This window comes from uncultured Pelagimonas sp. (assembly GCF_947498515.1).
Lineage (GTDB): Bacteria > Pseudomonadota > Alphaproteobacteria > Rhodobacterales > Rhodobacteraceae > Pelagimonas.
This window is the reverse complement of record NZ_CANMKO010000003.1, coordinates 268,678-291,128: the sequence shown is the minus strand read 5'-3', so window position 1 is coordinate 291,128 and position 22,451 is coordinate 268,678. Positions and strand designations below refer to the sequence as shown.

Here is a 22,451-nt window from a genome sequence, read left to right as displayed (position 1 = left end):
AAGCCTATTTTGAACCTGATCCAACTGCCTTTGACACTGGCGCATTGGCGTGAAGTATTGTTTAAGTACGCAAGCACTTTCCAAGCAACTTTACGAAAAGGCCCGACATGTCGCCGCTAAAGATCAAGAAGGGGTCGAGCAAGCACTCGGCCTATAATCTTCGCCCCACATTTTCGGATATTCAAGAAACCCATACGTTGGCGGTTTTGGTCGAAAACGAACCTGGCGTTTTGGCGCGTGTCATTGGGTTGTTTTCCGGTCGCGGGTACAACATCGAAAGCTTGACGGTCGCTGAAATTGACCACGAAGGCCACCTGTCACGCATCACTGTCGTCACAACCGGCACACCACAAGTTATCGAACAGATAAAAGCCCAGTTGGGTCGAATCGTAGAGGTCCACGAAGTCCACGATTTAACGGTCGAAGGTCGCTCTGTCGAACGCGAGCTGGCATTGCTCAAGGTGAATGGGTCCGGAGAGAAGCGCGTTGAGGCACTTAGACTGGCCGATATTTTCCGCGCCCATGTCGTTGACTCAACCTTGGAAAGCTTTGTGTTTCAGATCACGGGTACGCCAGACAAGATTGACGCGTTTGCGGATCTAATGCGCCCACTGGGTTTGGAAGAAGTCGCCAGAACGGGTGTTGCGGCATTGGCGCGTGGCACCTGATACAATCGTCGCTTTGCACTAGACGAATAAAACCAGAGCTTAAAAGGCACCCCTTTCGGGTGCCTTTTCCTTGTTTCGGGTTTTAATCAACAGGCGCGTGCAGTGGGAAATTGAACCACATTGTTTGCCCCGCCAGATTGTTTCGTTTGCAGGTTCATAGCGATATCGGGTGCGTAGCCCGAATTCACGTGCTGCAAATTGCGCGCCAGCCGGCAATCCCGCTCTTCTTTGAGATCAAATTGGATCAAGTCGCCGGCATCCAGAGCCATCCCACGATGCATGCAAGGCTCAGCTGCCGCATAATAGGCAAGGTTACCGTGATCCTCACACCAGATGACAGCTTTGCTATCCATCTCATCTGCCCAGAGGACAACCCCATACATCCGTTCTTCCATGACGCACTCTTTGGTTATTTCCCCCTTAAAGTGAACGAAACTTTTTACATCGAATATGATTTTTCCCGCGTCGGGTCCTTGATTTTTGTGACGTAAATCTGCACCCTTGGTGCCAACAAGCATCACGACTGACGCCGAATAGCACCATGACATGTAGCAGTTTGGGACAGATTTCCCGCTTAAGTACACGTTCGGCAGTTCAAACAATCAGAAAGAGAAGGCGCATGCCCTCCGATCAAACCAGAAGCCTCTCGAAACGACCCAGCCCGGCGGAGCTGCGTAGCATGCTTGGTGCCAACCTGCGTCAGCTGTCCAATCAAGCGGTGTCAATCTCCGCCTTGTGTCGCGATTTGGGCATCAACCGGACACAATACAATCGCTATCTGGCTGGCGAAAGCTTTCCCCGTCCGGATGTTTTGCATCGGATTTGTTCCTACTTTCAGGTCGACGCGCGCATTCTACTGGAGCCTGTTGAACAGATTGAAAATACGTCTGCGGGTTTACTCACGGATCCAGCCATTGCCGAATATGTGACGGGGGCCTCACGCAAGCTCAAGGAAACCGAATTTCCAAGTGGGTTTTACAGGTTCGCACGCCGCAGTTTCATGGAAGACCAAATGTATGTGCAGGGGCTGATTTACGTTTTTCGTCGCGGCAATAACACATTCCTAAAAGGCTTCGAAGCCAAGGACGCCATGAGCCAACAAGGCTTGCCCACTGATCCCGGCACGCGTGAATTCCGGGGCGCTATCCTTCCTCAGGAAGACGGTGTCGCCGCCCTTGTCAGCCGCAAAGGCTCGGCCACAACGTCTTTTAACTACCTCGCGCGCATTCCATCGTTCGAGAACAACTTTTGGGTCGGCTATGTGACCCGCACCGTACGGGAGAACGTGGCAGGCCGCCGCGTTGAACGTCTGGTCTATGAACATCTGGGAACAAATACTGCCAAAGTATTATCTGCGGCGCGTGTCTCTGGGTTCTGCGACCAAGAGGGCCTCGTGCCCTACCACAAGAACCTGCTCAAAGTTGGTCAAAGCTTTACCTAAAGCCACCAGTTGCAGGTCACACTCGCACAGAAAAGGGTTGGCGTTTTTGCCAACCCTTTTCTTTTGCAATCGCCGTTTTAAGCGGGATCGCCATCAGTGCCATAGGCCAACATGTCATAGAGATGCCATGTGGCATGTCCCAACAACGGCAATGACAAGAACAATCCAAAAAAACCCGGCAACATCGACAGAAACGTAAACACGGCTATAAACCCGGCCCAGGCAAACATGACAACGGGGTGGGCCTGAACATATTGAAAAGACGTGATCATGGCGGTGACAAAATCAATTTCGCGATCCAACAACATCGGAAGGGCAAGCACCGTGATCATATACAAAACGGATGCAAAAACAGAGCCAACCAAGGTGCCAACCGTCAACATGGTGATGCCGTCCGTCGACAAATAAATGTCGTAAGAGCTGGAGACATTGGTCATCGTAGCCAATCCCATAAACAGGGCAAAAATCATATGGGCCACAAAGAACCAGAACAAGAACACCACGATGATAATTGCACAAATCGACGGAAGCTGACGTTTTGATTGCCGCAAGATTACCGACAGGATTTCAGACCAGTCCAGCGGTCTCCCCTGTTCAATCCGTCGGCTGACATCATAAAGACCAACGGCAAAAAACGGGGCGATCAAAGGAAAGCCAATGGCCGCGAAAACCAACCAATAGCTTTGACCAGTCCGCCATGTGATCCAGCCCATAAACCAGCCACACAACACATATGTCCCGGCGAAAACGATCGCGAACAATGGGGCCTTGGTCAAATCTGACCACCCCCGTGCCAAGGCGGTTTTTAAATGGTCAAACGTAACATCCGCCAGCGTTGGAACGCCGGGTTTTGGTGTATCGGGCATGTCCCCTCCTCCCTGAGACAAGTCCTAAATTTCATTCACTAAAGCTGATATGTTCAAGTCGTGCAAGAAATACACAGCCGACAAGCGTCGCATGCGACAATAGAGACGCCACGGCCGAAACGTGACGCCCAAATTCCGTGCACGGAATTTGCAGCACCAAGCCTAACAGTCTGAAAAAGGTCCGAAAGGATCGGTTAGACGTCGCCCTGCGCATCAGCGCGGCTTTTGCCGGACACCTGAAGCGCCAAGGTCGCGGCCATCAACCCGTCGAGATCCCCATCCAAAACACCTTTGGTGTCGGACGTCTCGTAGTTGGTTCGCAGGTCTTTGACCATTTGATAGGGCTGCAGCACATACGACCGGATTTGGTTGCCCCAACCGGCGTCCCCGGCATTTTCATGCACTTCGTTCACAAGCGCAGACCGCTTGTCCAATTCCATCTGGTACAATCGCGATTTCAACGCCTTCATGGCGATGTCACGGTTTTGGTGCTGCGATTTCTCAGAAGACGTCACAACAATCCCGGTTGGATGGTGGGTAATCCGTACCGCGGAATCGGTGGTGTTCACGTGCTGACCACCCGCCCCTGATGACCGATAGGTATCGATGCGAATATCGGCTGGGTTGACCTCAATCTCGATATTATCATCCACTACCGGATAAACTTTGACCGATGTAAAAGACGTATGCCGCTTGGCTGCGCTATCAAACGGTGAAATTCGCACTAGGCGGTGCACACCGCTTTCGGACTTTAACCAACCATAGGCATTGTGACCGGAAATCTTGTAAGCGGCGGATTTGATCCCCGCCTCTTCACCGGCGCTTTCAGACTGCAGTTCAACGTCATAGCCATGCGCTTCTGCCCAACGGACATACATCCGTGCCAACATGCTGGCCCAATCACAGCTTTCGGTACCACCGGCCCCTGAGTTGATTTCCAAGAACGTATCGTTGGCATCTGCCTCACCGTCCAACAAGGCCTCAAGCTCTTTCTTGGCGGCCTTTTCAGTCAGAACGGCAAGCGCGCCTTCTGCATCAGCAACGACTTCGGCGTCGTCTTCCATTTCACCAAGCTCGATCATCTCGACGTTGTCGGCCATTTCCTGCTTAATCGAGGTATAGGTCTCCATCGCATCAACAAGCATCTGGCGATCGCGCATCAGCTTTTGTGCCGCTTCTGGATCATCCCACAAGTTGGGGTCTTCGACACGAGCATTGAACTCTTCAAGCCGATGTGGCGCCGTATCCCAATCCAACCGCTGGCGCAGCAATTCGAGCGATTTCTCGATCTTATCGACATTGTTCTGTGCTTCTGCGCGCATGGGTCTGGTCCAGTTTCACTTATTCAGGTGATGCGTGATAACAAGGGCCGCGAAGGTGAGCAAGCAGCGGTACGCGGTGAAATGAATCTACAAGCGGCTTTGACGACATTTGGGCTGACGCATCCATGCGAACTCACCCGTACGGGCATCGCTGAGCTGTGGCGTGTTCGCGGTCCACAGGGCCAAGACTGGGTTCTCAAACTCTACCATGGGCAAAGTATGGGCAACGAGACACATGGCGTCGCTTTGATGCGCGCCTGGGGGAACGTTAGCTCGACCCATGTTCCGTGCATTCACGGCCAAATCAAAAATGCCTTGGTCATGGATTTTCTTCCCGGCAAGACCCTTGGCGATGGTCTGCGCAACGGCGATTGGCGGGCGAATAAAGATTTAGGTGCCTTTGCAAGAGACCTGCACAGTCTCCCCTTACCGCCAATGCCCAATTTCCCAATTCTGGAGGAATGGTTTGCACTCTTGTTTGAATTGCACATTTCGCCGGATTGCCCCGAGGATTTCAAACACGATATGGGCAAGGCCCAAAATCTAGCGAGGCACCTGCTAGGGACACAAACAGACGTCCGCCCCCTGCATGGCGATTTGCATCACGACAACGTTTTCTACGAAGATCAAGGTTTTAGGACAATTGATGCAAAAGGCGTCATCGCAGAACCGGCCTATGAGTTGGCCAATGCAATGAGGAATCCCAAAGGCTGTGGCGGTGACCTGCGGAATGTGGGTCTGCAAAAAGAGCGGCTCAGGTGGTTTAGCCAATCCTTGCAAGTGGACCAAAAACGGCTTGCCCAGTGGGCCACAGCCAAATGCGCCTGGTCCATCGCGCTTCGTGCCAAAGGAACGCAAAAGGCCGACCCAGTTTCACTTGGAGAGGCCGACCTTTTGAAGCTTTTATTGCGACTGGTGGACGAAGCTTAGAACAACCCACCCGAGGACAATGTCCCAAAGCCCGCTTTGGGCCCAACCACGGCCTTTTTGCCGGTGGATGTGGTAACTTCACGCGCTTTACCAGCCGCGTCATTCGGGCGGATCAAATCAAAGCTTCCCGACACGGCAAAGCTGCCGGTGATGCCTTGGCCACCAAAGACAATGGCACCAGAATCGATGTCGAATTCACGGAAGCATTCAGACACAACATTTGGCCCGCTGGCGCTTTCCCCCAAACGGGCTCCCGAAAAGCGGTCAATCTTGATGAATTCGCATTCTTCAGGTGCACGAAACGCGCCGCCACCGTATTTTTTGGTCGCTTTACGCATAAACCGAGTGAACACCGGACCACACATGCCACCACCTGACGCCCCGCGTCCCATTGGTTTTGGCGTGTCATACCCAATGTAACAACCAGCAACGATATTAGATGTGAACCCGACGAACCAAACATCTTTGGCGTCATTGGTTGTCCCGGTTTTACCAGCTGTTGGCACACCAACCTTGACCGTTTTACGCGCTGTGCCACGCTCAACCACACCCTGCATCATCGAAGTAAGCTGATAGGCCGTGACCGGGTCCATGACCCTTTCGCGATCATTAACAATGCGTGGACTGCGGCCAGAGCGAAGGTTGGGATCATCACAATCCACACAAACCCGCTTGTTCCCCAGAGCCGCGTCATGGCTGAAAATCGTGGTGCCGTAACGATCCTGCACCCGGTCAATCAAAGTTGGCTGAACCCGCTCGCCACCGTTTGCGAACATCGCATAGGCCGCAACCACCTGATAAAGTGTGGTTTCATCGGCGCCCAAAGCGTTGGCCAAAACCCGTCCCATGCTGTCATACATGCCGAATTTCTCCGCATAAGACGCGACAACATCCATCCCGACCTCTTGGGCCAATCGGATGGTCATAAGGTTTCTCGATTGTTCGATCCCGGTACGCAACGGCGTTGGGCCATAGAATTTATTCGAGGCGTTTTTGGGACGCCACACACCATAAGGTGTGTCGATTTCAATTGGCGCGTCCACAACGATCGTTGCCGGGGTATAGCCGCTATCCAATGCCGCCGCATAGACAAAGGGTTTGAAACTTGAACCCGGCTGACGCTGGGCTTGAGTGGCCCGGTTAAACACCGAGTTCTGGTAGCTAAAGCCGCCCTGCATCGCAATTACGCGGCCGGTGTTGACGTCCATCGCCATAAATCCACCCTGCACTTTGGGCACTTGGCGCAACGTCCAGCGGATAAAGTTACCATTCCCATCGTCGCGCATTTCACGCAGATGGATCACGTCACCGCGTTCGAAATTGTCAAACAGGTTGCCCTTGAACCAGCTGGTGTCGCTCCGCGGGATGGTGTTGCCGCGCGGGTCATTTTGATCAATTCCCTCGATCCCGACCTGCAACTCGTTCTCACGCACATCAAGCACAACGGCGGGTAGCCATTCCGAGTCAAGATCAACATCACGGGCAACACGCGTATTGCTCAGCGCCTCGCGCCAAGTGGCTTCACTTCCCAATTGATCCGGTTCGATCTTTTTGCCGGTGCCGTTCCAACGCCCCAAGCCGCGATCATATTGTTCCAGCGCGCGTTGAAGCGACTGCGCCGCTTCGACCTGCATCTCGGGATCAAGCGTGGCACGGACCGAATAGCCCCCGGAAAAGAATTGATCCTCACCGAAGTTGCGGCTTAGCTGGCGGCGAATTTCATCGGTGAAATAGTCACGCGGCGGAAGCGAACGTCCATAAGGTTCGTAGTCGCCGTTTTGAACCGACAGCAGTGGCAAAAGCCGTTCGGATTGATAGGTTTCATAGGTGATGTAGTTGTTTTCATACATCTCTTTGAGCACAAAGTTCCGCCGGTTAGTTACACGCTCCTTGCGGCGCACTGGGTGGAAACTTGATGGGGCTTTGGGCAAGGACGCCAAAAACGCCGCCTCATGCGGGGCTAGTTCAACCAGAGTTTTGTTGAAATAAACCTGCGCAGCGGCCGTCACACCATAGGCGTTTTGGCCGAGAAAGATTTCGTTCAGATAGAGTTCAAGAATCTTTTCCTTGCTCAACGCCTCTTCGACGCGGGTCGCAAGGATGATCTCTTTGATCTTACGTTCCATTTTGCGGTCACCCGACAAAAGGAAGTTTTTCATCACCTGCTGGGTAATCGTCGAGGCACCACGAACGCTTCCGCCACGCGATTGCACCGCTTCAACAGCCGCCGAGGCAATACCGCGAACGTCATACCCCTGATGGCTATAGAAGTTTTTGTCTTCTGCTGACACAAACGCATGTTTGATCAGATCGGGAATTTCTTCGGCCGGGGTGAACAAACGGCGTTCTTGGGCAAATTCATCAATCACCTGCCCCTCGGTCGAATAGATTCGGCTGATGGTTGGTGGCGTGTATTGCGCCAGATGTTCGTGGCTTGGCAAATCGCGGCCATACATCCAAAACACAGCCCCAATGGTCAGCGCGACCATCAAGGTGCCCATTGTCAAAACCGAAAAGATCGCTCCGAAGACCGAAAAGATGAACCTGGTCACGTCTGACCCCCAATACTGCTCAGGGCTTCATTATACGGCATGTTTGCCATGGTCAAAACACATCCGCGCGGGGAATTGCCGATGCGCGGTTTCAAAATCAGCCAATGGCCCCGGATCACTGACGGCGTAGACGCGACAAGGCTTCGTCCTCAAGCGCCCAAGCGTTGATCCCATCGCGAATCCCCGCCGCCATTCCGGCCCGCCAATTTGGGTCACGAAGGTTGTCGAGGTCGCGTTGCGTCGACAAAAACCCAAGCTCAATCAAAACCGACGGAATGTCTGCGGATTTCAGGACCGAAAAGCTGGCCTGACGTTTGGGACGTTTGTGAACATTGCCAAGCGCATTGCGAATCCCGCCAACCAAATGGCCCGCCAAGGCATCAGAACGCGGGGAGTTATCAAGTCGGGCAATATCCAAAAGAACCTGAGCAACCCGGTCGTCCGTGCCCGACAAATCAACGCCAGACAAAAGATCGTCGCGGTCATGGCGTTCCGCCAAGGCGGCCGAGGCCGCATCCGAGGCTTCTTTTGACAAGGTGTAGACCGACGCCCCATGGGCGACCCCCTCGGCCAAAGCATCCGCATGTAGGGAAATAAACAGGTCAGCTTGGGCATCATGGGCCTTGGCGACCCGCCCTTCTAGCGAGACAAAGACATCTTTTTCGCGAGTTAAGACAACCTCGTAATGTCCTGTTCTCACTAGAACATCCCGCAACTCTTGCGCAAAGAGCAACATTAGATCGGCCTCATCAAACCCGTCGCGCTGCGCACCCGGGTCGATGCCGCCATGGCCCGGATCAAGGAGGACCGTCAACGGCCCCTTCTTGTCGTCAGGCTTGGCAAAGCGAAGAACGCTTTCAGGCATGTCCCAAGCGGGATCAAACGGCATGCCCGACAAAGTAGCAAACTCTGACTGATCGATCGGTGTAAGGCGTAGCGAAAGCTTCGCAGCCCCAGTGTCCTTGGCCACTGATAGCCCGGCCTCTGAGACTTTCATCGGTGTGCTGATCTCGGCCACCAGCCGTGACCAACCCGGGCGAAACGCCCCCATACGCAAACTGGCGATATGCTCGCTTGTGTCCATTGCCACGGGGTCAGCAGAGCTCCAATCCACTTCACGGAAATCAACGACCAAACGCGCCGGGTCATCCAATGTGAATACCCGCCACGGCACCCCTTGGCTTAATTGCAACTCCAGCTCGGTGCCACCGCCCCAATAGGGGTCGGTGAAACCGCCCTCAATATAACGTGCCAGTCCGCTACCACCCTCGGCACTGTCTTGTGCCAAACCGATATTTCCGGCGCATAGCAACGCCAATGTCGCGATCCATCTGCTCATGATTGGCTCTTTGGCCTCACCTGTATTGCTTTTCGACTATCTTACCCGACGGCGCCGCTTCTGGGCTACCCTTGGCCCTGCTGTCAGGCCGAAACATGCCCATGCTTCACCATGAAGCGACGCAGGCGTTCCAAGCCTTCGGCGATATCCGCCGTGGCGCGGGCGTAGGAAAACCGCAAGGTCCCTGCCCCGCGCTGTTGGTCAAAATCCATGCCCGGCGTCACCGCGACGCCAACTTCGTCCAAAATCGCCCGCGCGAAACTTTGGCTGTCATCGGTGATGTGGCTGATGTCCGCATAGACATAGAACGCCCCATCCGGCGGCGCGATGCGATCAAAGCCGGCGTTTGGCAATCCGTCCAACATCAATTGGCGGTTTTTGCGGTAGACGTCCATGTTGGCCTGCAGCTCGTCCTTGGCCGTCAACGCCCCGAGCGCAGCCACCTGAGCCGCATGGGGCGCGCAGATAAACATGTTCTGCGCCAATCGTTCGACCTGACGCACCTGAGGTTCTGGCAAAACCAACCAGCCCAATCGCCAGCCCGTCATCGAGAAATACTTGGAAAACGAGTTGATAACACAAACGTCGTCGGAGATTTCCAACGCCGTGACGGCCTTTTTCTCGTATTCAATACCGTGATAGATTTCGTCCGAAAGAAAGCTCGCGCCTTTATCCTGCGCCGCCCCGATCAGGGCAGCCAGCTCATCGCGCCCTAGCATGGTGCCACTGGGATTCGCCGGTGACGCCACCATAATCCCCTGATAATCCACGTCCTTGAGATCGTCGGGCACAAGTTGCAAGCGGTTCTTCGCCGAAGTTTGAATTTCAACCGGCACCAAATCCTGTGCCTTGAGGATTTGGCGGTATGACGGGTAGCCCGGTGCCCCAAGTGCAACGCGATCCCCGGCGTCAAACAACGCCGTAAAGGCAAGTACAAAACCACCCGATGATCCCGGTGTCACAACAACACGCGCCGGATCAAGATCGACATTATACCAATCTTTATAAAGGCTTGCGATACGTTCTCGAAGTGCGGGCAAACCAAGCGCAACAGTGTAGCCAAGCGCTTCATCCTGCATTGCCTGCATCAAAGCGTCCCGCGCGGCGGCGGGTGCTGGGGTGCTGGGTTGCCCCACTTCCATATGAATAATGTGACGACCTTCGGCTTCGGCCTGCCGAGCGGCCTCCATCACATCCATCACAATAAACGGATCAACCATTCCGCGCCTTGAATTCTGCATGCCGCCCTCTCTACTGTGCCGTGCAATGAGGCTTATGAGTGGCAGAGGCAGAACGCAATGATCCTTCCCCGATTGATGAGCATCTTAATTGTGCTGTCCCTGTCGTTCGCGGCCCCTGTGCGGGCCGGTATATCGCTGCTGCGAGACGCCGATATAGAATACGGCCTGCGCAAAATCGCCGCCCCCGTTCTACAGGCCGCTGGTCTCAACTCATCTCAGATTCGTATTGTTGTGGTTAACGACAGCGGTTTGAACGCATTTGTCGCCGATACCCGGCACATCTTTATCAACTATGGTTTGATCATGCGGCTCGATAGTGCTGCGGCGTTGCAAGCGGTCATCGCCCACGAGGCGGCGCATATCGCGAACGGGCATATCACCCGCCGATTGGGCAATGCCCGCACCGCACGGACCGCCGCCGGGATCGGGATGATATTGGCCGCGGCGGCTGGGGCCGCGACGGGTGACGGCCGGGCGGCGGGGGCCATTGCGCTTGGCAGCCAAAGCTCTGCGTTGCGCTCGCTTTTGTCCCATACCCGCGCCGAAGAATCAGCGGCGGATATTTCCTCCGTCCGCTATCTAAAACGCGCCGGGATTGACCCATCCGGGGCCGTCGATGTCCAAGATTTGTTCCGCGGTCAGGAATCATTGGCCGCCACGCGTCAAGACCCTTATATGCGCACCCATCCGCTAAGCCGTGACCGTTTGCGCGCCCTCAAAGGCTTGGTTGCCGCAAACCCCGGCGGCAAACGGGACCCGTCGGCGCAGTATTGGTTTGCGAGGATGCGAGGCAAGCTGACCGCTTTTAAACGCGCCCCAAGCTGGACCCTGCGCCGCGCCAAATCTAGCGCCACCCAAGACATAGCTTTGATGCGGCAGGCCGTGGCGCATCACCGCGATTCTAACATCAAAAAGGCGGTTCGCGCGATTGACGGGGCTTTGGCTTTGCGTCCGACCGACCCCTATTTGATGGAGCTTAAAGGTCAGATTTTGTTGGAATCACGCAAATTTGAACAGGCCGTCGCCGTTTACCGCCAAGCCGCCAAACGCGCGCCCCGTGAACCTTTGATCCTAGGTGGTTTGGGTCGCTCGCTTTTGGCCGCCGGTCGTCCAAAAGAAGCGTTAAAAGCGCTCGAAGCCGCCCGCGGACGTGATTTTTCCGATGCGCGCATCCTTCGCGACCTTAGCGTTGCCTATGCAAAAACCGGCAACCCGGCCATGGCATCTTTGGCCACCGCCGAACGATATGCCCTACAGGGTCGGTTTAAAGACGCCGAAATTCACGCAAAACGTGCCGTGGACCGTTTGCCGCGCGGGTCAAGCCCGTGGCAGCGCGCCCAAGATGTGCTACATGCGTCCAAACAGGCAAAGCGTAAGCGCTGACTAGATAGGAGTGACCATGTTCAAACCCCGCCCACTTTCCTCGGTACTGCTCAGCAGCGCCACTGCTTTGATGCTAACCTTGTCGGCGCCGCTACAGGCCGAAGGCTTGGATTTGGAAAACATGTCCGATGCGGATCGGGCTGCATTTGGTGCGGCTGTTCGCGGCTATTTGCTTGAGAACCCCGAGGTGATTTTTGAAGCCGCTGCGATCTATGAAGAACAGCAAGCCGCTCTGCAGGAGCGCGCCGATGAAACCTTGGTCGAGGACAACGCCGAAGCGCTTTATAATGACGGTTATAGCTGGGTTGGCGGCAATCCAGATGGAGACATCACTGTTGTTGAGTTCCTAGATTACCGATGTGGTTACTGCCGCAAGGCCCATCCCGAAGTTGCGGAACTGATTGAAAAAGATGGCAACATCCGATTGATCGTCAAGGAATTCCCAATTTTGGGTGAGGCTTCGATGACCTCTTCCCGTTTTGCCGTTGCTGCACAAATTGTTGGTGGCGATGACGCCTACAAAGCCGTTCACGAAGCCCTCATCACCATGAAAGCCAATCCTGGCAAAGGTCCCTTGGTGCGTCTGGCCGGGACTTTGGGTCTTGATGGGGATGCGATCTGGGCCGAGATGGAAAGCGACGAAGTCACCCGTCGCATCGCAGAAACCCGCGCCTTGGGTCAGAAAATGGGGATCAACGGCACGCCTAGCTTTGCCTTTGGCAACCAAATGATCCGTGGCTATGCGCCTTTGGAAACCATGCAAGAAATTGTCGCGGAACTGCGCAAGCAAGGTTAATACGAAAACGGGCGCTTGAGGATTTCCCCAAGCGCCCACAACACCTTACCCAGTGATATTCGCGTTAAACTCGAACTACTCGGCGGCATCCTGCGCCGCTTGTGCATCCAAGTCCGCTGCACGTTTTTCAACTTCTTCGATGATATGTTCGACCATCTGGTCGTTGCTCATTTTATGGCTGGCTTTACCGGCCAAATAGACCATGCCGCTCCCGGCCCCACCGCCGGTGAAACCAACATCGGTCATCAACGCCTCACCCGGACCATTCACAACGCAGCCAATAATGCTAAGGCTCATCGGGGTTTTGATATGCTCTAGGCGTTTCTCAAGCGTTTCAACGGTTTTGATCACGTCAAACCCCTGCCGCGCGCAGCTAGGGCAGGAAATAATGTTCACACCGCGATGACGCAGCCCGAGGGATTTCAGGATTTCATAACCAACCTTGACCTCTTCGACCGGATCGGCGGACAGGCTCACCCGGATTGTATCGCCGATCCCCATCCACAAGAGGTTGCCCATCCCGATCGCCGATTTAATCGTCCCGGATGTTAGCCCCCCGGCCTCAGTAATTCCAAGGTGAATAGGTGCATCCGTTTGCTCGGCCAACTGTTGATAAGCGGCAGCGGCCATAAAGACATCGGACGCCTTCACACTGATCTTAAACTCATGAAAATCATGATCTTGTAGGATTTTGATATGATCCATGCCGCTTTCGACCATCGCATCCGGACACGGTTCCCCGTATTTCTCCAACAGATGTTTTTCCAACGACCCGGCGTTCACGCCAATCCGGATCGAACAATTGTGATCGCGCGCGGCTTGGATGACTTCTTTGACCCGCGTCGCTGAGCCGATATTGCCCGGATTGATCCGCAAACACGCCGCGCCGGCTTCGGCAGCTTCGATACCACGCCGGTAGTGAAAGTGAATGTCCGCGACAATCGGAACCGGGCTTTCGCGCACAATTTCTTTGAGGGCTCGCGCGCTGTCTTCGTCGGGAACCGACACGCGCACAATGTCCGCACCGGCCTCGGCTGCCGCCTGAATCTGAGAAATTGTTCCTGCAATATCAGTGGTTACCGTATTGGTCATGGTCTGAACCGAAATCGGGGCGTCCCCGCCGACGGGTACGTTTCCCACCATAATCTGACGGGATGTACGACGGTAAATATTGCGCCACGGGCGGATGTGATTGAGGCTCATAAGTTCGGTCCTAATTGGAACAAAGCAAATCTTGAACAGATACATAATGCGCATGATCCCCTAAGACCAGCGTTGCACCTGCGTCATTGATGTTTTGAAGGCGTTAGTCTTGCGACAAGCTCAGCTCAGCCACCACTTTGGCAAGCGTTGGGTTCTGGGTCAGGTCAGCAACCGCCATGTTCTGCGACACATTGCTGGCCGATAGGGCGAGATTGTCGGCAATCGCACCATTGCCACCGTAAGGCCCGTAAGTTTGACCGTTAACCGCGAAATAAATCGCCCCCGCATCACCGGTACGAATGGTGGGTGGCTGTTCGGTTTGCGGAACGCGGTATGACTGACCCGGTTTCAGGATCGTCTCGTGGATGCGGGACCCGGAGGGCGATTTGACCAAAATCCACGCTTCACGCGTTGCGACGATGGTTATGCCCGGCAATGGGTCGGCCAAAACCTTTGGAATGCTTGGCGTTGCCGCAGCGAGAGCGACCGGCGCGGAAGGAGTGAGCGGACGAGATTTCAAATCCAGCTCAACCAAAACCGTTTCCAAATCCGCATCAGATCCGGCTTGAACCGGGCTGTAACGGGTTGTCAAATCTTGAGCTACTAAAGACACGCCTTCGGTCACTGAGCCATTTGGCCCCGCGGGACCGTAGCTTGTACCATTGACCGCAAAGTACACGGCACCAGATTCACCAATCTGCATGCTTGGTGTCGCTGCATTCTTAGGAACTACATAGGTGTCACCAGCGTTCAAAATGCCGGAATATAGAACCGAGCCAGCTTCGTCTTTAACCTGAACCCAAGCTGGGCGTGCGGCAACAACGGTCACACCTCGCGCATCAAAGGCGGGTAATTGCCCAACACCAACAGGGGTTTGACCGGGTTCTTGGGCCAAACCTTCGGCCAAAGCGGCGGCAGCTAGGCTGCTGTCTTGAACCTGTGGAAGGTCAGAGCGGGCGATATCGGAAAACACGCCGACGCTTTCGGGGTCCAACGTGGAAATCGGCGCATCACGGGCCACCAGCACAGGCACATCCAAAGCCTGCGGGCGGTACAAACGGTCAAACGCCTCGGTCGTCGGCGGGGTAAATACCCCTGCCCCATCCGGAGTTGCGGAAACGATTGTCGGACCTTCGGAGGTAGGTACAACAGGCGCAGGTCGCGCAGTTCCAGCCGCATCAATAGGGTCTAGTTCGCTCAACACAACGGGGGTTTGATCAACCGGCGTCACTTGAACACGTTGGACTTCTTGTAGAACGGTCCAACCGCCATACCCAATACCAACCATCAGGGCGACAAGCACTAAGGAAGATCCAATCGCACCGGGTTCAATTCGCGACAGAACGGAATCTCCAACCGGTGCAAAAGGCATATTGGGTTCGGCAAGAGGATCACGCACCCGGGGCCGCAACGCGCTCTCTTCGGATTTTTTGACAACAGAGGCCCTGTCGGACATGCCGTGGGCAACCGAGAAACCGCTTTCGGCGCAAAACGCGTCAAAGGCTTCGTCAGGGTCCATTCCCAGATAGCGTGCATAGGAGCGCACGTAGCCAGCAATAAAGCCCGGCGTATCAAAGGCTGATGGATCACAGTTTTCAATGGCGGCGATATAGCTGGCTTTGATGCGCAGCTCACGCTGAACATCGAGCAAGGATTTACCAAGAGTCGCCCGCTCGCCCCGCATGAGATCGCCCAATTGCAAGGCAAAATCATCAAAGCTTTGCGGAGCCTCTTCAACCTGCTCCGGTTTATCGTGGGATTTGCGCCCGATCATCCAGACTGCCCCATTAACCTAGTTCCGTTTCACGCCTGCCCGTTATGGGCAACCCGATTCGAGTCGCCCACTTATTACGATCACATTACCATATCGCAACTGTTATGACAGGATTTCCACAGGTTACCCGGCCAATTCGGCGCGATTCAGCGCACAGTGGCTCCACAACTCGTCCATAGCGTGCACCAGCTTGTCCATTTCATCGGGGCCATGCACAGGAGACGGTGTAAAGCGCAAACGCTCGGTTCCGCGTGGCACGGTTGGGAAATTGATCGGCTGAACATAGATTCCGTAGCCATCCAAAAGCATATCGGAAAGCTTTTTGGTGTGCACAGGATTGCCCACAATCACCGGCACGATATGGCTTCCGTGATCGATAATCGGCATGCCCAACCCTTTGAGACGGGTCTTGAGAATCTTAGCCTGTGTTTGGTGCTGTTCACGCAACGACCGGTCATGCTTGAGGAAGCGAACCGACGCAGCCGCGCCCGCAGCAACGGCCGGTGGCATTGAGCTAGAGAAGATGAAACCCGGCGCATAAGAACGTACGGCATCACACATTTTCGCACTGGCGGCGATGTAGCCACCAACGACACCATAGGCCTTGGCCAAGGTTGCATTGATAATATCAAGACGATGCATCAAACGATCACGTTCGGCGACGCCGGCCCCGCGAGGGCCATACATGCCAACGGCGTGCACTTCGTCGATATAGGTCAGCGCGCCAAATTCATCGGCCAGATCACAAAGGGCTTCGATGGGGCCAAAATCGCCGTCCATCGAATAGACCGATTCAAAAGCAATCAGTTTTGGAGCCTTGGGATCGTCTGCCATCATCAACTCGCGCAGATGCTCAACGTCATTGTGACGGAACACCCGTTTCGCCCCACCGTTGCGGCGAATACCTTCGATCATCGAGGCATGGTTAAGCTCATCCGAATAGATGATCAAACCGGGGAACAGTTTTGGCAGCGTCGACAGAGTTGCATCATTGGCCACATAAGCGCTGTTGAACAACAAGGCCGCTTCTTTGCCGTGCAGGTCGGCGACTTCGGCTTCCAACGCTTTGTGGTAAACCGTGGTGCCGGAAATATTACGTGTGCCGCCTGAGCCCGCACCGGTCGCGTCCAAGGCTTCGTGCATGGCTTCTAGAACAACGGGATGTTGCCCCATGCCAAGATAGTCATTGCCGCACCAAACGGTGATCGGCTGCTCGCTGCCATCGGGTTTGGTCCAAGTCGCATGCGGGAAGTTCCCGTTCTTACGCTCGATATCAATGAAGGTACGGTACCGGCCTTCTTCGTGAAGACGGTTTAGGGCTTCGTCGAGTTTCGCGGTGTAGTTCACCGGTGACCTCCTTCTTGTCATCTTCTTGTCAGGGCCTAAGCGCGGCAACAGCCCGTAGCAGTTTAGTTCTGCATTCAATTTCACGAATGAATATCGTCCGCGCATCTTTATGTCTACGGTTTACGCGGGGACCAGTGGTCGCATCCTTGATTTACGTCAAGCATATCACGCGTCCCAGTCCGGCAAACCCCACCCTTCGTCTCCTATCGGAAACACGGCTGCATCTGCTGGACAGTTCCTTGGCCTCTGATAGGGTCGCGGCAAGATACCCAACAAGGAGCAAACCCCGATGTCTCTCGACGCTGTTCTGTCACGGATCGACGATGATCTTCCCAATGCCATTGATCGCCTGATGGAGTTGTTGCGCATTCAGTCGATTTCCACCGATCCGGCCTGTAAAACCCAATGTAGCAAGGCCGCAGACTGGCTTGTCGCTGATCTCAAAGGGCTAGGTGTTGACGCGCAATCACGCGAAACACCGGGCCACCCGATGGTGGTTGGACATGTCGAGGGGGACGGTCCGCATATCCTGTTTTACGGTCACTATGATGTGCAACCGGTCGACCCGCTTGATCTGTGGGACAACGATCCGTTTGACCCTCAAATCGAAGACACGGCTAAGGGCAAAGTTATTCGCGGACGCGGGTCTTCGGATGACAAAGGTCAGCTTATGACTTTCGTCGAAGCCTGTCGGGCTTGGAAAGCCGAGCATGGAAAGATGCCCTGCCGAATCACGTTTTTCTTCGAAGGAGAAGAAGAAAGCGGCTCGCCGTCTCTGGTTCCATTCCTTGAAGAAAACAAAGACGAGCTGAAAGCTGATCTGGCTTTTATCTGTGACACCGGCCTTTTCGAATCGCGGGTTCCGGCGATCATCACCCAGTTGCGCGGCCTCTTGGGCGAAGAAATGACAATCACCGCAGCCAACAAAGACCTGCATTCCGGCATGTTCGGTGGTCTGGCGATGAACCCGATCCGGGTGCTGTCTGGCATTCTTGCCAATCTACATGATGACAATGGTCGCATTCAGGTTCCGAATTTCTATGTCGGTGTCCCCGAACTGCCCGCCGAAATTGCGGATCAATGGAAAGCACTTGAGTTCGATCACAGCGAATTCTTGGGGGATGTCGGCCTGTCCGTTCCAGCCGGAGAACAAGATCGCAGCCCGATCGAAATGATCTGGTCGCGCCCCACCGCCGATGTAAACGGCATTTGGGGGGGCTATACCGGCGACGGTTTCAAAACCGTGCTCCCCGCTCAGGCGCACGCCAAAGTCAGCTTTCGCCTCGTTGGTCAACAAGACCCACATACCATCCGCGACAGTTTCCGCGCCTGGGTCAAAGCCCAGTTGCCCGCGGATGTGACGGTTGAGTTCAACGGTCATGGGGCCTCGGCCGCCGGTCAAATGTCAACGGCGCACCCAGCCTTTGAACAATCCCGCGCCGCGCTTGGGGCCGAATGGGGTCATGAGGCGGCATTTGCGGGCTGTGGTGGTTCAATCCCAGTTGCGGGTCATTTCAATGGCATTCTCGGGATGGATGCAATGTTGGTTGGTTGGGGCAAAGACGATGACCAACTCCATTCACCCAATGAAAAATACGACGTCGAAAGCTTTCACAAAGGCATTCGGTCTTGGGCGCGTATTTTGGACGCCATAACCTAAACCTCTGATGCCCACGGTGACCAAATCCAGGGCGATTCGAATTCGCACTTGGTTTTGGTTAACCGAGGGTTACGCCCGACGCTACAAATGCCGTCGCCTTGGGCAATGTCCCCTAATTGCCCCACCTTCCCTAGCGTCACATTCAATTCTAACGATTTAGACACCCCGAATAAGGCCTTTCTGCCGTATTTCTTCGCAGCTTTGCCAAATTCATGAAGTACAAAGCTCTCATGTTGCGTACGACTAGTAAATTGACCCATCGTGATTTTCGGCACCGTATCCGGCGCGTTGATCCGCATTTCTACCGCACGGGGAATTGCGTCAACCAGGATGCTCGGAAAACCCGCCCCATTGGCGCTACGCTTTTGGGGTTCGGTTGGGCGTATTTGATTGTGTCGCTATCAACCAACCGTCCGGTCATCGAAGCTTCGCTTCGCCAAGGGGCCATTGATCCGCAGTATCATGATTGGATTATGGCCGGCCTCGCCTCGCTCATTGCCGTATCCTTCATCATGCTGGGCACACATGTGTTTCGGTTTCTTTTTCAAAACGGCGCACGGCGCACAAACTCCGGTGGATTGTTGATCGGGTGCAGTGTCGCACTTGTTATGATCTACACCCCACCTGAGGTCTGGCAAGCCGGGTTCCAAATGATGGACGAAAACTCTCAGGCCTTCATCCAAAGCGCCAGCGCGTCGATGGATATTGAAATGCCCGAGGTTGATCTCTCGCAAGTGTCTTTTGTGTCTTCCAACGGCAATTGACCGTTAGATCACGCCGTTAAACCGCTCTGGCAAAATGAACTGGGCGTCGTAGCTGGGCCGTTTAAAATGGTAAAACCCGGTTTCGCCACGCGGCTCCCAACTGCGATGCATGCGTTTGCGCACCCATCCCAAATCAAAGTCATCTTGCATTTTCAACTCGGCAAAGGCGTCGAAAACCGCCCTATCCTCGCCTCGAGCTTCGGCAAACCAATGGCGCCCGATTGAGGCGTCTTGGATACTGACACCAACGTCCTGTGTCACTTGATTGCGCGCGTTCATCACCGAGGCATATTCCGAAAAATCGCAGAATTTCAGATGAAACAAATACAATTCATCGGGTGCATTCAGTTTGTCGTATTGGGTAAAATGCCCACCCCGCGCAATTTTCGCGCCATGGCTTACGATACAAGGTTTGGAGTAATGCGGCGCAAGACGCACGTGGCGACGCGGTCCAAGGATATGTTCTGTGATCACCTCGGGCTCTTGATCGATCCGGTGAATGACCTCTAGCCCAAGCGGCGTGATCATTTGGCGCTTGCTCTGGTCCTTGAGATAGCCAAGCAAATCACGCCCATCGCTAGGGTCAACAACAACAAGCTCATCCACATCCCCCACGACCACATGGTCGTAATAACACCGAAGCCCTTGCACAAAATTGTTGAGCATCCGCCAGCGCTTCATGTCAAAGTTTGGATGAGGATCGCCGGGTATGCCAATGATATTGCAGCCCTCTGCAAGTTTGGCGACCTCTTCGCCGCGTCCATGATTGACGATATAGCAATTCTCGCGGCCAAACATTTCGCCATAGTGGCGTAGCCAGGCTTTGAGGAAAAACGCGTCATCACGCACCATTGTCAGGGCGGCCGCCACCGTTTGCATCTGCTAAGCCTCTTTGTCTTTTGTTTTCACGCAACAATAGCCGATCCATTCCACTCTGAGAATCGCATTCTTTACCAAGAGCGATTAACGTGACCGGCAAAACACCAAATAGGACACAGCCTATGTACCCCGAGCAATTGCGCAGCATCGGTTGGCACATCCAACCCGGATTAGAACCACCCAAACGAGTTCAGGTTTTTGGAGAGCGGTCTTCCGGGACCAATTTTGTCAAACGTCTCATCGGGCGCAATTCGCATTTGCAACCGATTGAGGATTTGGGTTGGAAACACGGGTTTCCACATATGACGGCGATCCCGTCTGATACTGCAATTGTTTGTGTTGTCCGCGACGCACGCGCTTGGGCGCTCTCCATGCACGCCAAACCTTGGCATTGCCCACCTGTGATGCAGGCCCTGCCCTTTGCCTATTTCATTCGCTCGGAATGGGCGACGATTGCTGATCGCAAACGTTACTTTCCGCAGGTCAAATCCTTGGGTGGGGAAGGCCAGCCGCTCCAACATGATCGCCACCCCCTAACGGGCAAACCATTCACCAACCTCTTTGCTTTGCGTCGCGCCAAATTGCAGGGGCTTTTGTCCTTCTACAATCGGGGGTGTACGTTGGTGTTTTGTCGTCTCGATGCCGTTCAATCCGCCCCTGAACTGTTTTTGAAAACGCTACACCAAGATTTAAACGTTCCAGAATGGGACATGGACTATCGCCCTGTGGTCAAACGGCTTGGCTCCAAGTTTTTGGCCGCAGTTGAGCCTAGGCAAGAAACGCCGAAGTCTCTTTCTGATGATGATCTGGCGTTTCTACGTAGCCAAATCGACCCAGAGCAGGAAACCGCTCTGGGCTTTGATTATCGCTAGGCCTCACGCGTGTTTCGCCGCCAGTGCCTCAACAGCCGCCAACACATTTGGCAGAGGTGGACAAGACTTGCGCGTTTCCAGCGAGACATGAAGCAAGAACTGATTGCAACTCGCAAGCAACGTTCCATCGCGCGTCCGTTTCATCTCATGCATTAGGCGAAGCTTTTTCCCTTCGCCCTGCGCAACCCGTGTTTCAACATAAACCTCTTCGCCCGCATGGGTTTCCATGATGTAGCGAATGTTGGTTTCGGCGGTGAAATAGCTATTTCCCGCGGCGATATAATCGCGATCCGCGCCGACATGAAACATCAACTCTTCAGACGCGTCGCTGAAAATCTGACCATATCGGCCTTCGTTCATATGACCGTTAACGTCCGTCCAATCCACCGGAACGATCCGGCGCACCGTGATCAAAGGTGTTTCATCCGCCAATGGCCCGCGCAGGGCCGCATCATGGTCGGCAATCAACTTGCCTGCGGCGGCATTCTGGCCTTTGAGGGCACGTAAAATGGACACCAGATTGTTGTCGCGCAACTGCTCCAATTGCCGGATCGACATATGCCCCGACTGCGCATCCGATTGCCCAGCAATCAGATCAACGAGTTCGTCGTTGAACTCGGGCACATCCATCAATTTGGTCCATGGCCATTTCAGTGCGGGGCCGAATTGAGCCATGAAATGCTTCATGCCCGCTTCGCCGCCTGCCACGCGATAAGTTTCGAAAAGCCCCATTTGCGCCCACCGCAACCCAAATCCATAACGGATCGCGTCGTCAATTTCCTCGGTCGTGGCAATCCCATCCTTGACCAGCCAAAGCGCCTCGCGCCAGACGGCCTCTAGAAACCGATCGGCAATATGAGCGTCAATCTCGGCCTTGACATGGAGAGGATACATCCCGATCTCGGTCAAAATTTCAGACGCTTTTTCAACAACCTGCGGCGCGGCATTCGTACCGGGCACCAGTTCGACCAAAGGGATCAGGTAGACCGGGTTAAACGGATGCGCGACTAGAATTTGTTCCGGGCGCACGGCCCCGTCTTGCAATTCCGATGGCTTAAACCCGCTTGTCGAGGAGGCCAAAATTGCATCAGTTTCACAATGGGCCTGTAGTTCGGCATAGACCTTTTGTTTAAGATCCAAACGCTCAGGAACGCTCTCTTGAATATAGGATGCGCCGCTCACTGTCTCTGCAATCGAGTCATGAAACGTTATCGTTCCACGTTTCGGCATTGGCGCTTCGTACAGCATCGGCAAAGTGCGTTGCGCATTGGCCACAACCTCGCCTATCTTGCGCTCTGCTTCTGGGTCTGGGTCAAAAACCTTGACCGACCACCCCATCAAAGCAAAGCGCGCAGCCCAACCGCCACCAATCACGCCACCACCAATAATCGCGGCAACTTTTGCCATGTTGCTT

The 22,451-nt window shown here is 54.5% G+C and carries 19 protein-coding genes; 8 read left to right on the top strand and 11 right to left on the bottom strand.

Annotated features, from left to right (window positions below; genetic code table 11):
* Positions 1–107: 107 nt before the first annotated feature.
* The gene (ilvN, locus tag Q1A43_RS07785) at positions 108–668 is read left to right on the top strand and encodes an acetolactate synthase small subunit (RefSeq protein ID WP_299933941.1); all 561 of its coding nucleotides are present in this window, start codon (positions 108–110) and stop codon (positions 666–668) included.
* Positions 669–754: 86 nt separating this feature from the next.
* Here the strand turns inward: ilvN and Q1A43_RS07780 are convergent, their stop codons facing one another.
* Positions 755–1,186 (bottom strand): hypothetical protein, encoded by a 432-nt coding sequence (locus Q1A43_RS07780; RefSeq protein WP_299928364.1) that lies wholly within the window; start codon positions 1,184–1,186, stop codon positions 755–757.
* A 101-nt stretch (positions 1,187–1,287) separates the two neighbouring features.
* Between Q1A43_RS07780 and Q1A43_RS07775 the strand changes: the two genes are divergently transcribed.
* A complete protein-coding gene (locus tag Q1A43_RS07775; protein WP_299928366.1) occupies positions 1,288–2,109 on the top strand; it encodes a helix-turn-helix transcriptional regulator in 822 nt (273 codons plus the stop codon).
* Positions 2,110–2,186: 77 nt separating this feature from the next.
* On the opposite strand, the gene Q1A43_RS07770 is transcribed toward Q1A43_RS07775, so the two are convergent.
* Positions 2,187–2,975, bottom strand: coding sequence for a DUF2189 domain-containing protein (locus Q1A43_RS07770; protein WP_299933939.1), 789 nt, complete (start codon positions 2,973–2,975; stop codon positions 2,187–2,189).
* Positions 2,976–3,169: 194 nt separating this feature from the next.
* On the bottom strand, positions 3,170–4,297 hold the full coding sequence (prfB, locus tag Q1A43_RS07765) for a peptide chain release factor 2 (protein WP_299928372.1): 1,128 nt from the start codon (positions 4,295–4,297) through the stop codon (positions 3,170–3,172).
* A gap of 30 nt (positions 4,298–4,327) precedes the next feature.
* Between prfB and Q1A43_RS07760 the strand changes: the two genes are divergently transcribed.
* Positions 4,328–5,227 (top strand): aminoglycoside phosphotransferase family protein, encoded by a 900-nt coding sequence (locus Q1A43_RS07760; RefSeq protein ID WP_299933937.1) that lies wholly within the window; start codon positions 4,328–4,330, stop codon positions 5,225–5,227.
* Here Q1A43_RS07760 and Q1A43_RS07755 read toward each other — a convergent pair.
* The 3 genes from Q1A43_RS07755 to Q1A43_RS07745 all read right to left on the bottom strand — a co-directional run bounded on the left by Q1A43_RS07755 (position 5,224) and on the right by Q1A43_RS07745 (position 10,359).
* Positions 5,224–7,779 carry a penicillin-binding protein 1A gene (locus tag Q1A43_RS07755; RefSeq protein ID WP_299933935.1) on the bottom strand — a complete coding sequence of 852 codons (2,556 nt, stop codon included), beginning with the start codon at positions 7,777–7,779 and terminating at the stop codon, positions 5,224–5,226. The two genes, Q1A43_RS07760 and Q1A43_RS07755, sit on opposite strands and share 4 nt — an antisense overlap.
* Before the next feature lie 115 nt (positions 7,780–7,894).
* Positions 7,895–9,118: an N-acetylmuramoyl-L-alanine amidase gene (locus tag Q1A43_RS07750; protein ID WP_299933933.1), complete on the bottom strand. Its 1,224-nt coding sequence runs from the start codon at positions 9,116–9,118 to the stop codon at positions 7,895–7,897.
* A gap of 83 nt (positions 9,119–9,201) precedes the next feature.
* A complete protein-coding gene (locus Q1A43_RS07745; protein ID WP_299933931.1) occupies positions 9,202–10,359 on the bottom strand; it encodes an aminotransferase class I/II-fold pyridoxal phosphate-dependent enzyme in 1,158 nt (385 codons plus the stop codon).
* A gap of 75 nt (positions 10,360–10,434) precedes the next feature.
* Here Q1A43_RS07745 and Q1A43_RS07740 point away from each other — a divergent pair, with 75 nt between their 5' ends.
* Together Q1A43_RS07740 and Q1A43_RS07735 are read left to right on the top strand one after the other, a co-directional pair.
* The gene (locus tag Q1A43_RS07740; protein WP_299928385.1) at positions 10,435–11,742 is read left to right on the top strand and encodes a M48 family metalloprotease; all 1,308 of its coding nucleotides are present in this window, start codon (positions 10,435–10,437) and stop codon (positions 11,740–11,742) included.
* A 16-nt stretch (positions 11,743–11,758) separates the two neighbouring features.
* On the top strand, positions 11,759–12,538 hold the full coding sequence (locus Q1A43_RS07735; protein WP_299928387.1) for a DsbA family protein: 780 nt from the start codon (positions 11,759–11,761) through the stop codon (positions 12,536–12,538).
* A 75-nt stretch (positions 12,539–12,613) separates the two neighbouring features.
* Here Q1A43_RS07735 and ispG read toward each other — a convergent pair whose 3' ends face one another.
* From ispG to hemA, 3 genes are all read right to left on the bottom strand, one after another.
* The gene (ispG, locus tag Q1A43_RS07730) at positions 12,614–13,741 is read right to left on the bottom strand and encodes a flavodoxin-dependent (E)-4-hydroxy-3-methylbut-2-enyl-diphosphate synthase (protein ID WP_299933929.1); all 1,128 of its coding nucleotides are present in this window, start codon (positions 13,739–13,741) and stop codon (positions 12,614–12,616) included.
* A gap of 103 nt (positions 13,742–13,844) precedes the next feature.
* On the bottom strand, positions 13,845–15,515 hold the full coding sequence (locus tag Q1A43_RS07725) for a helix-turn-helix domain-containing protein (protein ID WP_299933927.1): 1,671 nt from the start codon (positions 15,513–15,515) through the stop codon (positions 13,845–13,847).
* Positions 15,516–15,638: 123 nt separating this feature from the next.
* Entirely contained in the window at positions 15,639–16,862 is a 1,224-nt protein-coding gene (gene hemA, locus Q1A43_RS07720; protein WP_299928393.1) for a 5-aminolevulinate synthase, read from the bottom strand.
* Positions 16,863–17,151: 289 nt separating this feature from the next.
* Between hemA and Q1A43_RS07715 the strand changes: the two genes are divergently transcribed.
* Together Q1A43_RS07715 and Q1A43_RS07710 are read left to right on the top strand one after the other, a co-directional pair.
* On the top strand, positions 17,152–18,522 hold the full coding sequence (locus Q1A43_RS07715; protein ID WP_299933925.1) for a M20/M25/M40 family metallo-hydrolase: 1,371 nt from the start codon (positions 17,152–17,154) through the stop codon (positions 18,520–18,522).
* 230 nt (positions 18,523–18,752) lie between these two features.
* Entirely contained in the window at positions 18,753–19,286 is a 534-nt protein-coding gene (locus Q1A43_RS07710; RefSeq protein WP_299928399.1) for a hypothetical protein, read from the top strand.
* Between the two features lie 3 nt (positions 19,287–19,289).
* Here Q1A43_RS07710 and Q1A43_RS07705 read toward each other — a convergent pair whose 3' ends face one another.
* Positions 19,290–20,165 (bottom strand): glycosyltransferase family 2 protein, encoded by an 876-nt coding sequence (locus Q1A43_RS07705; RefSeq protein WP_299928401.1) that lies wholly within the window; start codon positions 20,163–20,165, stop codon positions 19,290–19,292.
* 122 nt (positions 20,166–20,287) lie between these two features.
* On the opposite strand from Q1A43_RS07705, the gene Q1A43_RS07700 reads away from it, so the two are divergent.
* On the top strand, positions 20,288–21,037 hold the full coding sequence (locus Q1A43_RS07700) for a hypothetical protein (RefSeq protein ID WP_299933923.1): 750 nt from the start codon (positions 20,288–20,290) through the stop codon (positions 21,035–21,037).
* Positions 21,038–21,040: 3 nt separating this feature from the next.
* On the opposite strand, the gene Q1A43_RS07695 is transcribed toward Q1A43_RS07700, so the two are convergent.
* Complete coding sequence (locus Q1A43_RS07695; RefSeq protein ID WP_299933921.1) at positions 21,041–22,444, bottom strand: carnitine 3-dehydrogenase; 1,404 nt, start codon at positions 22,442–22,444, stop codon at positions 21,041–21,043.
* Between the last annotated feature and the right edge of the window lie 7 nt (positions 22,445–22,451).

Coding starts and splice junctions, on each gene's coding strand:
- Q1A43_RS07695 (WP_299933921.1), bottom strand. CDS start 22,444: ATGGCAAAAGTTGCCGCGATTATTGGTGGTGGCGTGATTGGTGGCGGT.
- ilvN (WP_299933941.1), top strand. CDS start 108: ATGTCGCCGCTAAAGATCAAGAAGGGGTCGAGCAAGCACTCGGCCTAT.
- Q1A43_RS07725 (WP_299933927.1), bottom strand. CDS start 15,515: ATGATCGGGCGCAAATCCCACGATAAACCGGAGCAGGTTGAAGAGGCT.
- ispG (WP_299933929.1), bottom strand. CDS start 13,741: ATGAGCCTCAATCACATCCGCCCGTGGCGCAATATTTACCGTCGTACA.
- Q1A43_RS07705 (WP_299928401.1), bottom strand. CDS start 20,165: ATGCAAACGGTGGCGGCCGCCCTGACAATGGTGCGTGATGACGCGTTT.
- prfB (WP_299928372.1), bottom strand. CDS start 4,297: ATGCGCGCAGAAGCACAGAACAATGTCGATAAGATCGAGAAATCGCTC.
- Q1A43_RS07710 (WP_299928399.1), top strand. CDS start 18,753: ATGTTGCGTACGACTAGTAAATTGACCCATCGTGATTTTCGGCACCGT.
- Q1A43_RS07770 (WP_299933939.1), bottom strand. CDS start 2,975: ATGCCCGATACACCAAAACCCGGCGTTCCAACGCTGGCGGATGTTACG.
- Q1A43_RS07715 (WP_299933925.1), top strand. CDS start 17,152: ATGTCTCTCGACGCTGTTCTGTCACGGATCGACGATGATCTTCCCAAT.
- Q1A43_RS07760 (WP_299933937.1), top strand. CDS start 4,328: ATGCGTGATAACAAGGGCCGCGAAGGTGAGCAAGCAGCGGTACGCGGT.
- Q1A43_RS07735 (WP_299928387.1), top strand. CDS start 11,759: ATGTTCAAACCCCGCCCACTTTCCTCGGTACTGCTCAGCAGCGCCACT.
- Q1A43_RS07745 (WP_299933931.1), bottom strand. CDS start 10,359: ATGCAGAATTCAAGGCGCGGAATGGTTGATCCGTTTATTGTGATGGAT.
- Q1A43_RS07740 (WP_299928385.1), top strand. CDS start 10,435: ATGAGCATCTTAATTGTGCTGTCCCTGTCGTTCGCGGCCCCTGTGCGG.
- Q1A43_RS07750 (WP_299933933.1), bottom strand. CDS start 9,118: ATGAGCAGATGGATCGCGACATTGGCGTTGCTATGCGCCGGAAATATC.
- Q1A43_RS07700 (WP_299933923.1), top strand. CDS start 20,288: ATGTACCCCGAGCAATTGCGCAGCATCGGTTGGCACATCCAACCCGGA.
- Q1A43_RS07780 (WP_299928364.1), bottom strand. CDS start 1,186: ATGCTTGTTGGCACCAAGGGTGCAGATTTACGTCACAAAAATCAAGGA.
- Q1A43_RS07775 (WP_299928366.1), top strand. CDS start 1,288: ATGCCCTCCGATCAAACCAGAAGCCTCTCGAAACGACCCAGCCCGGCG.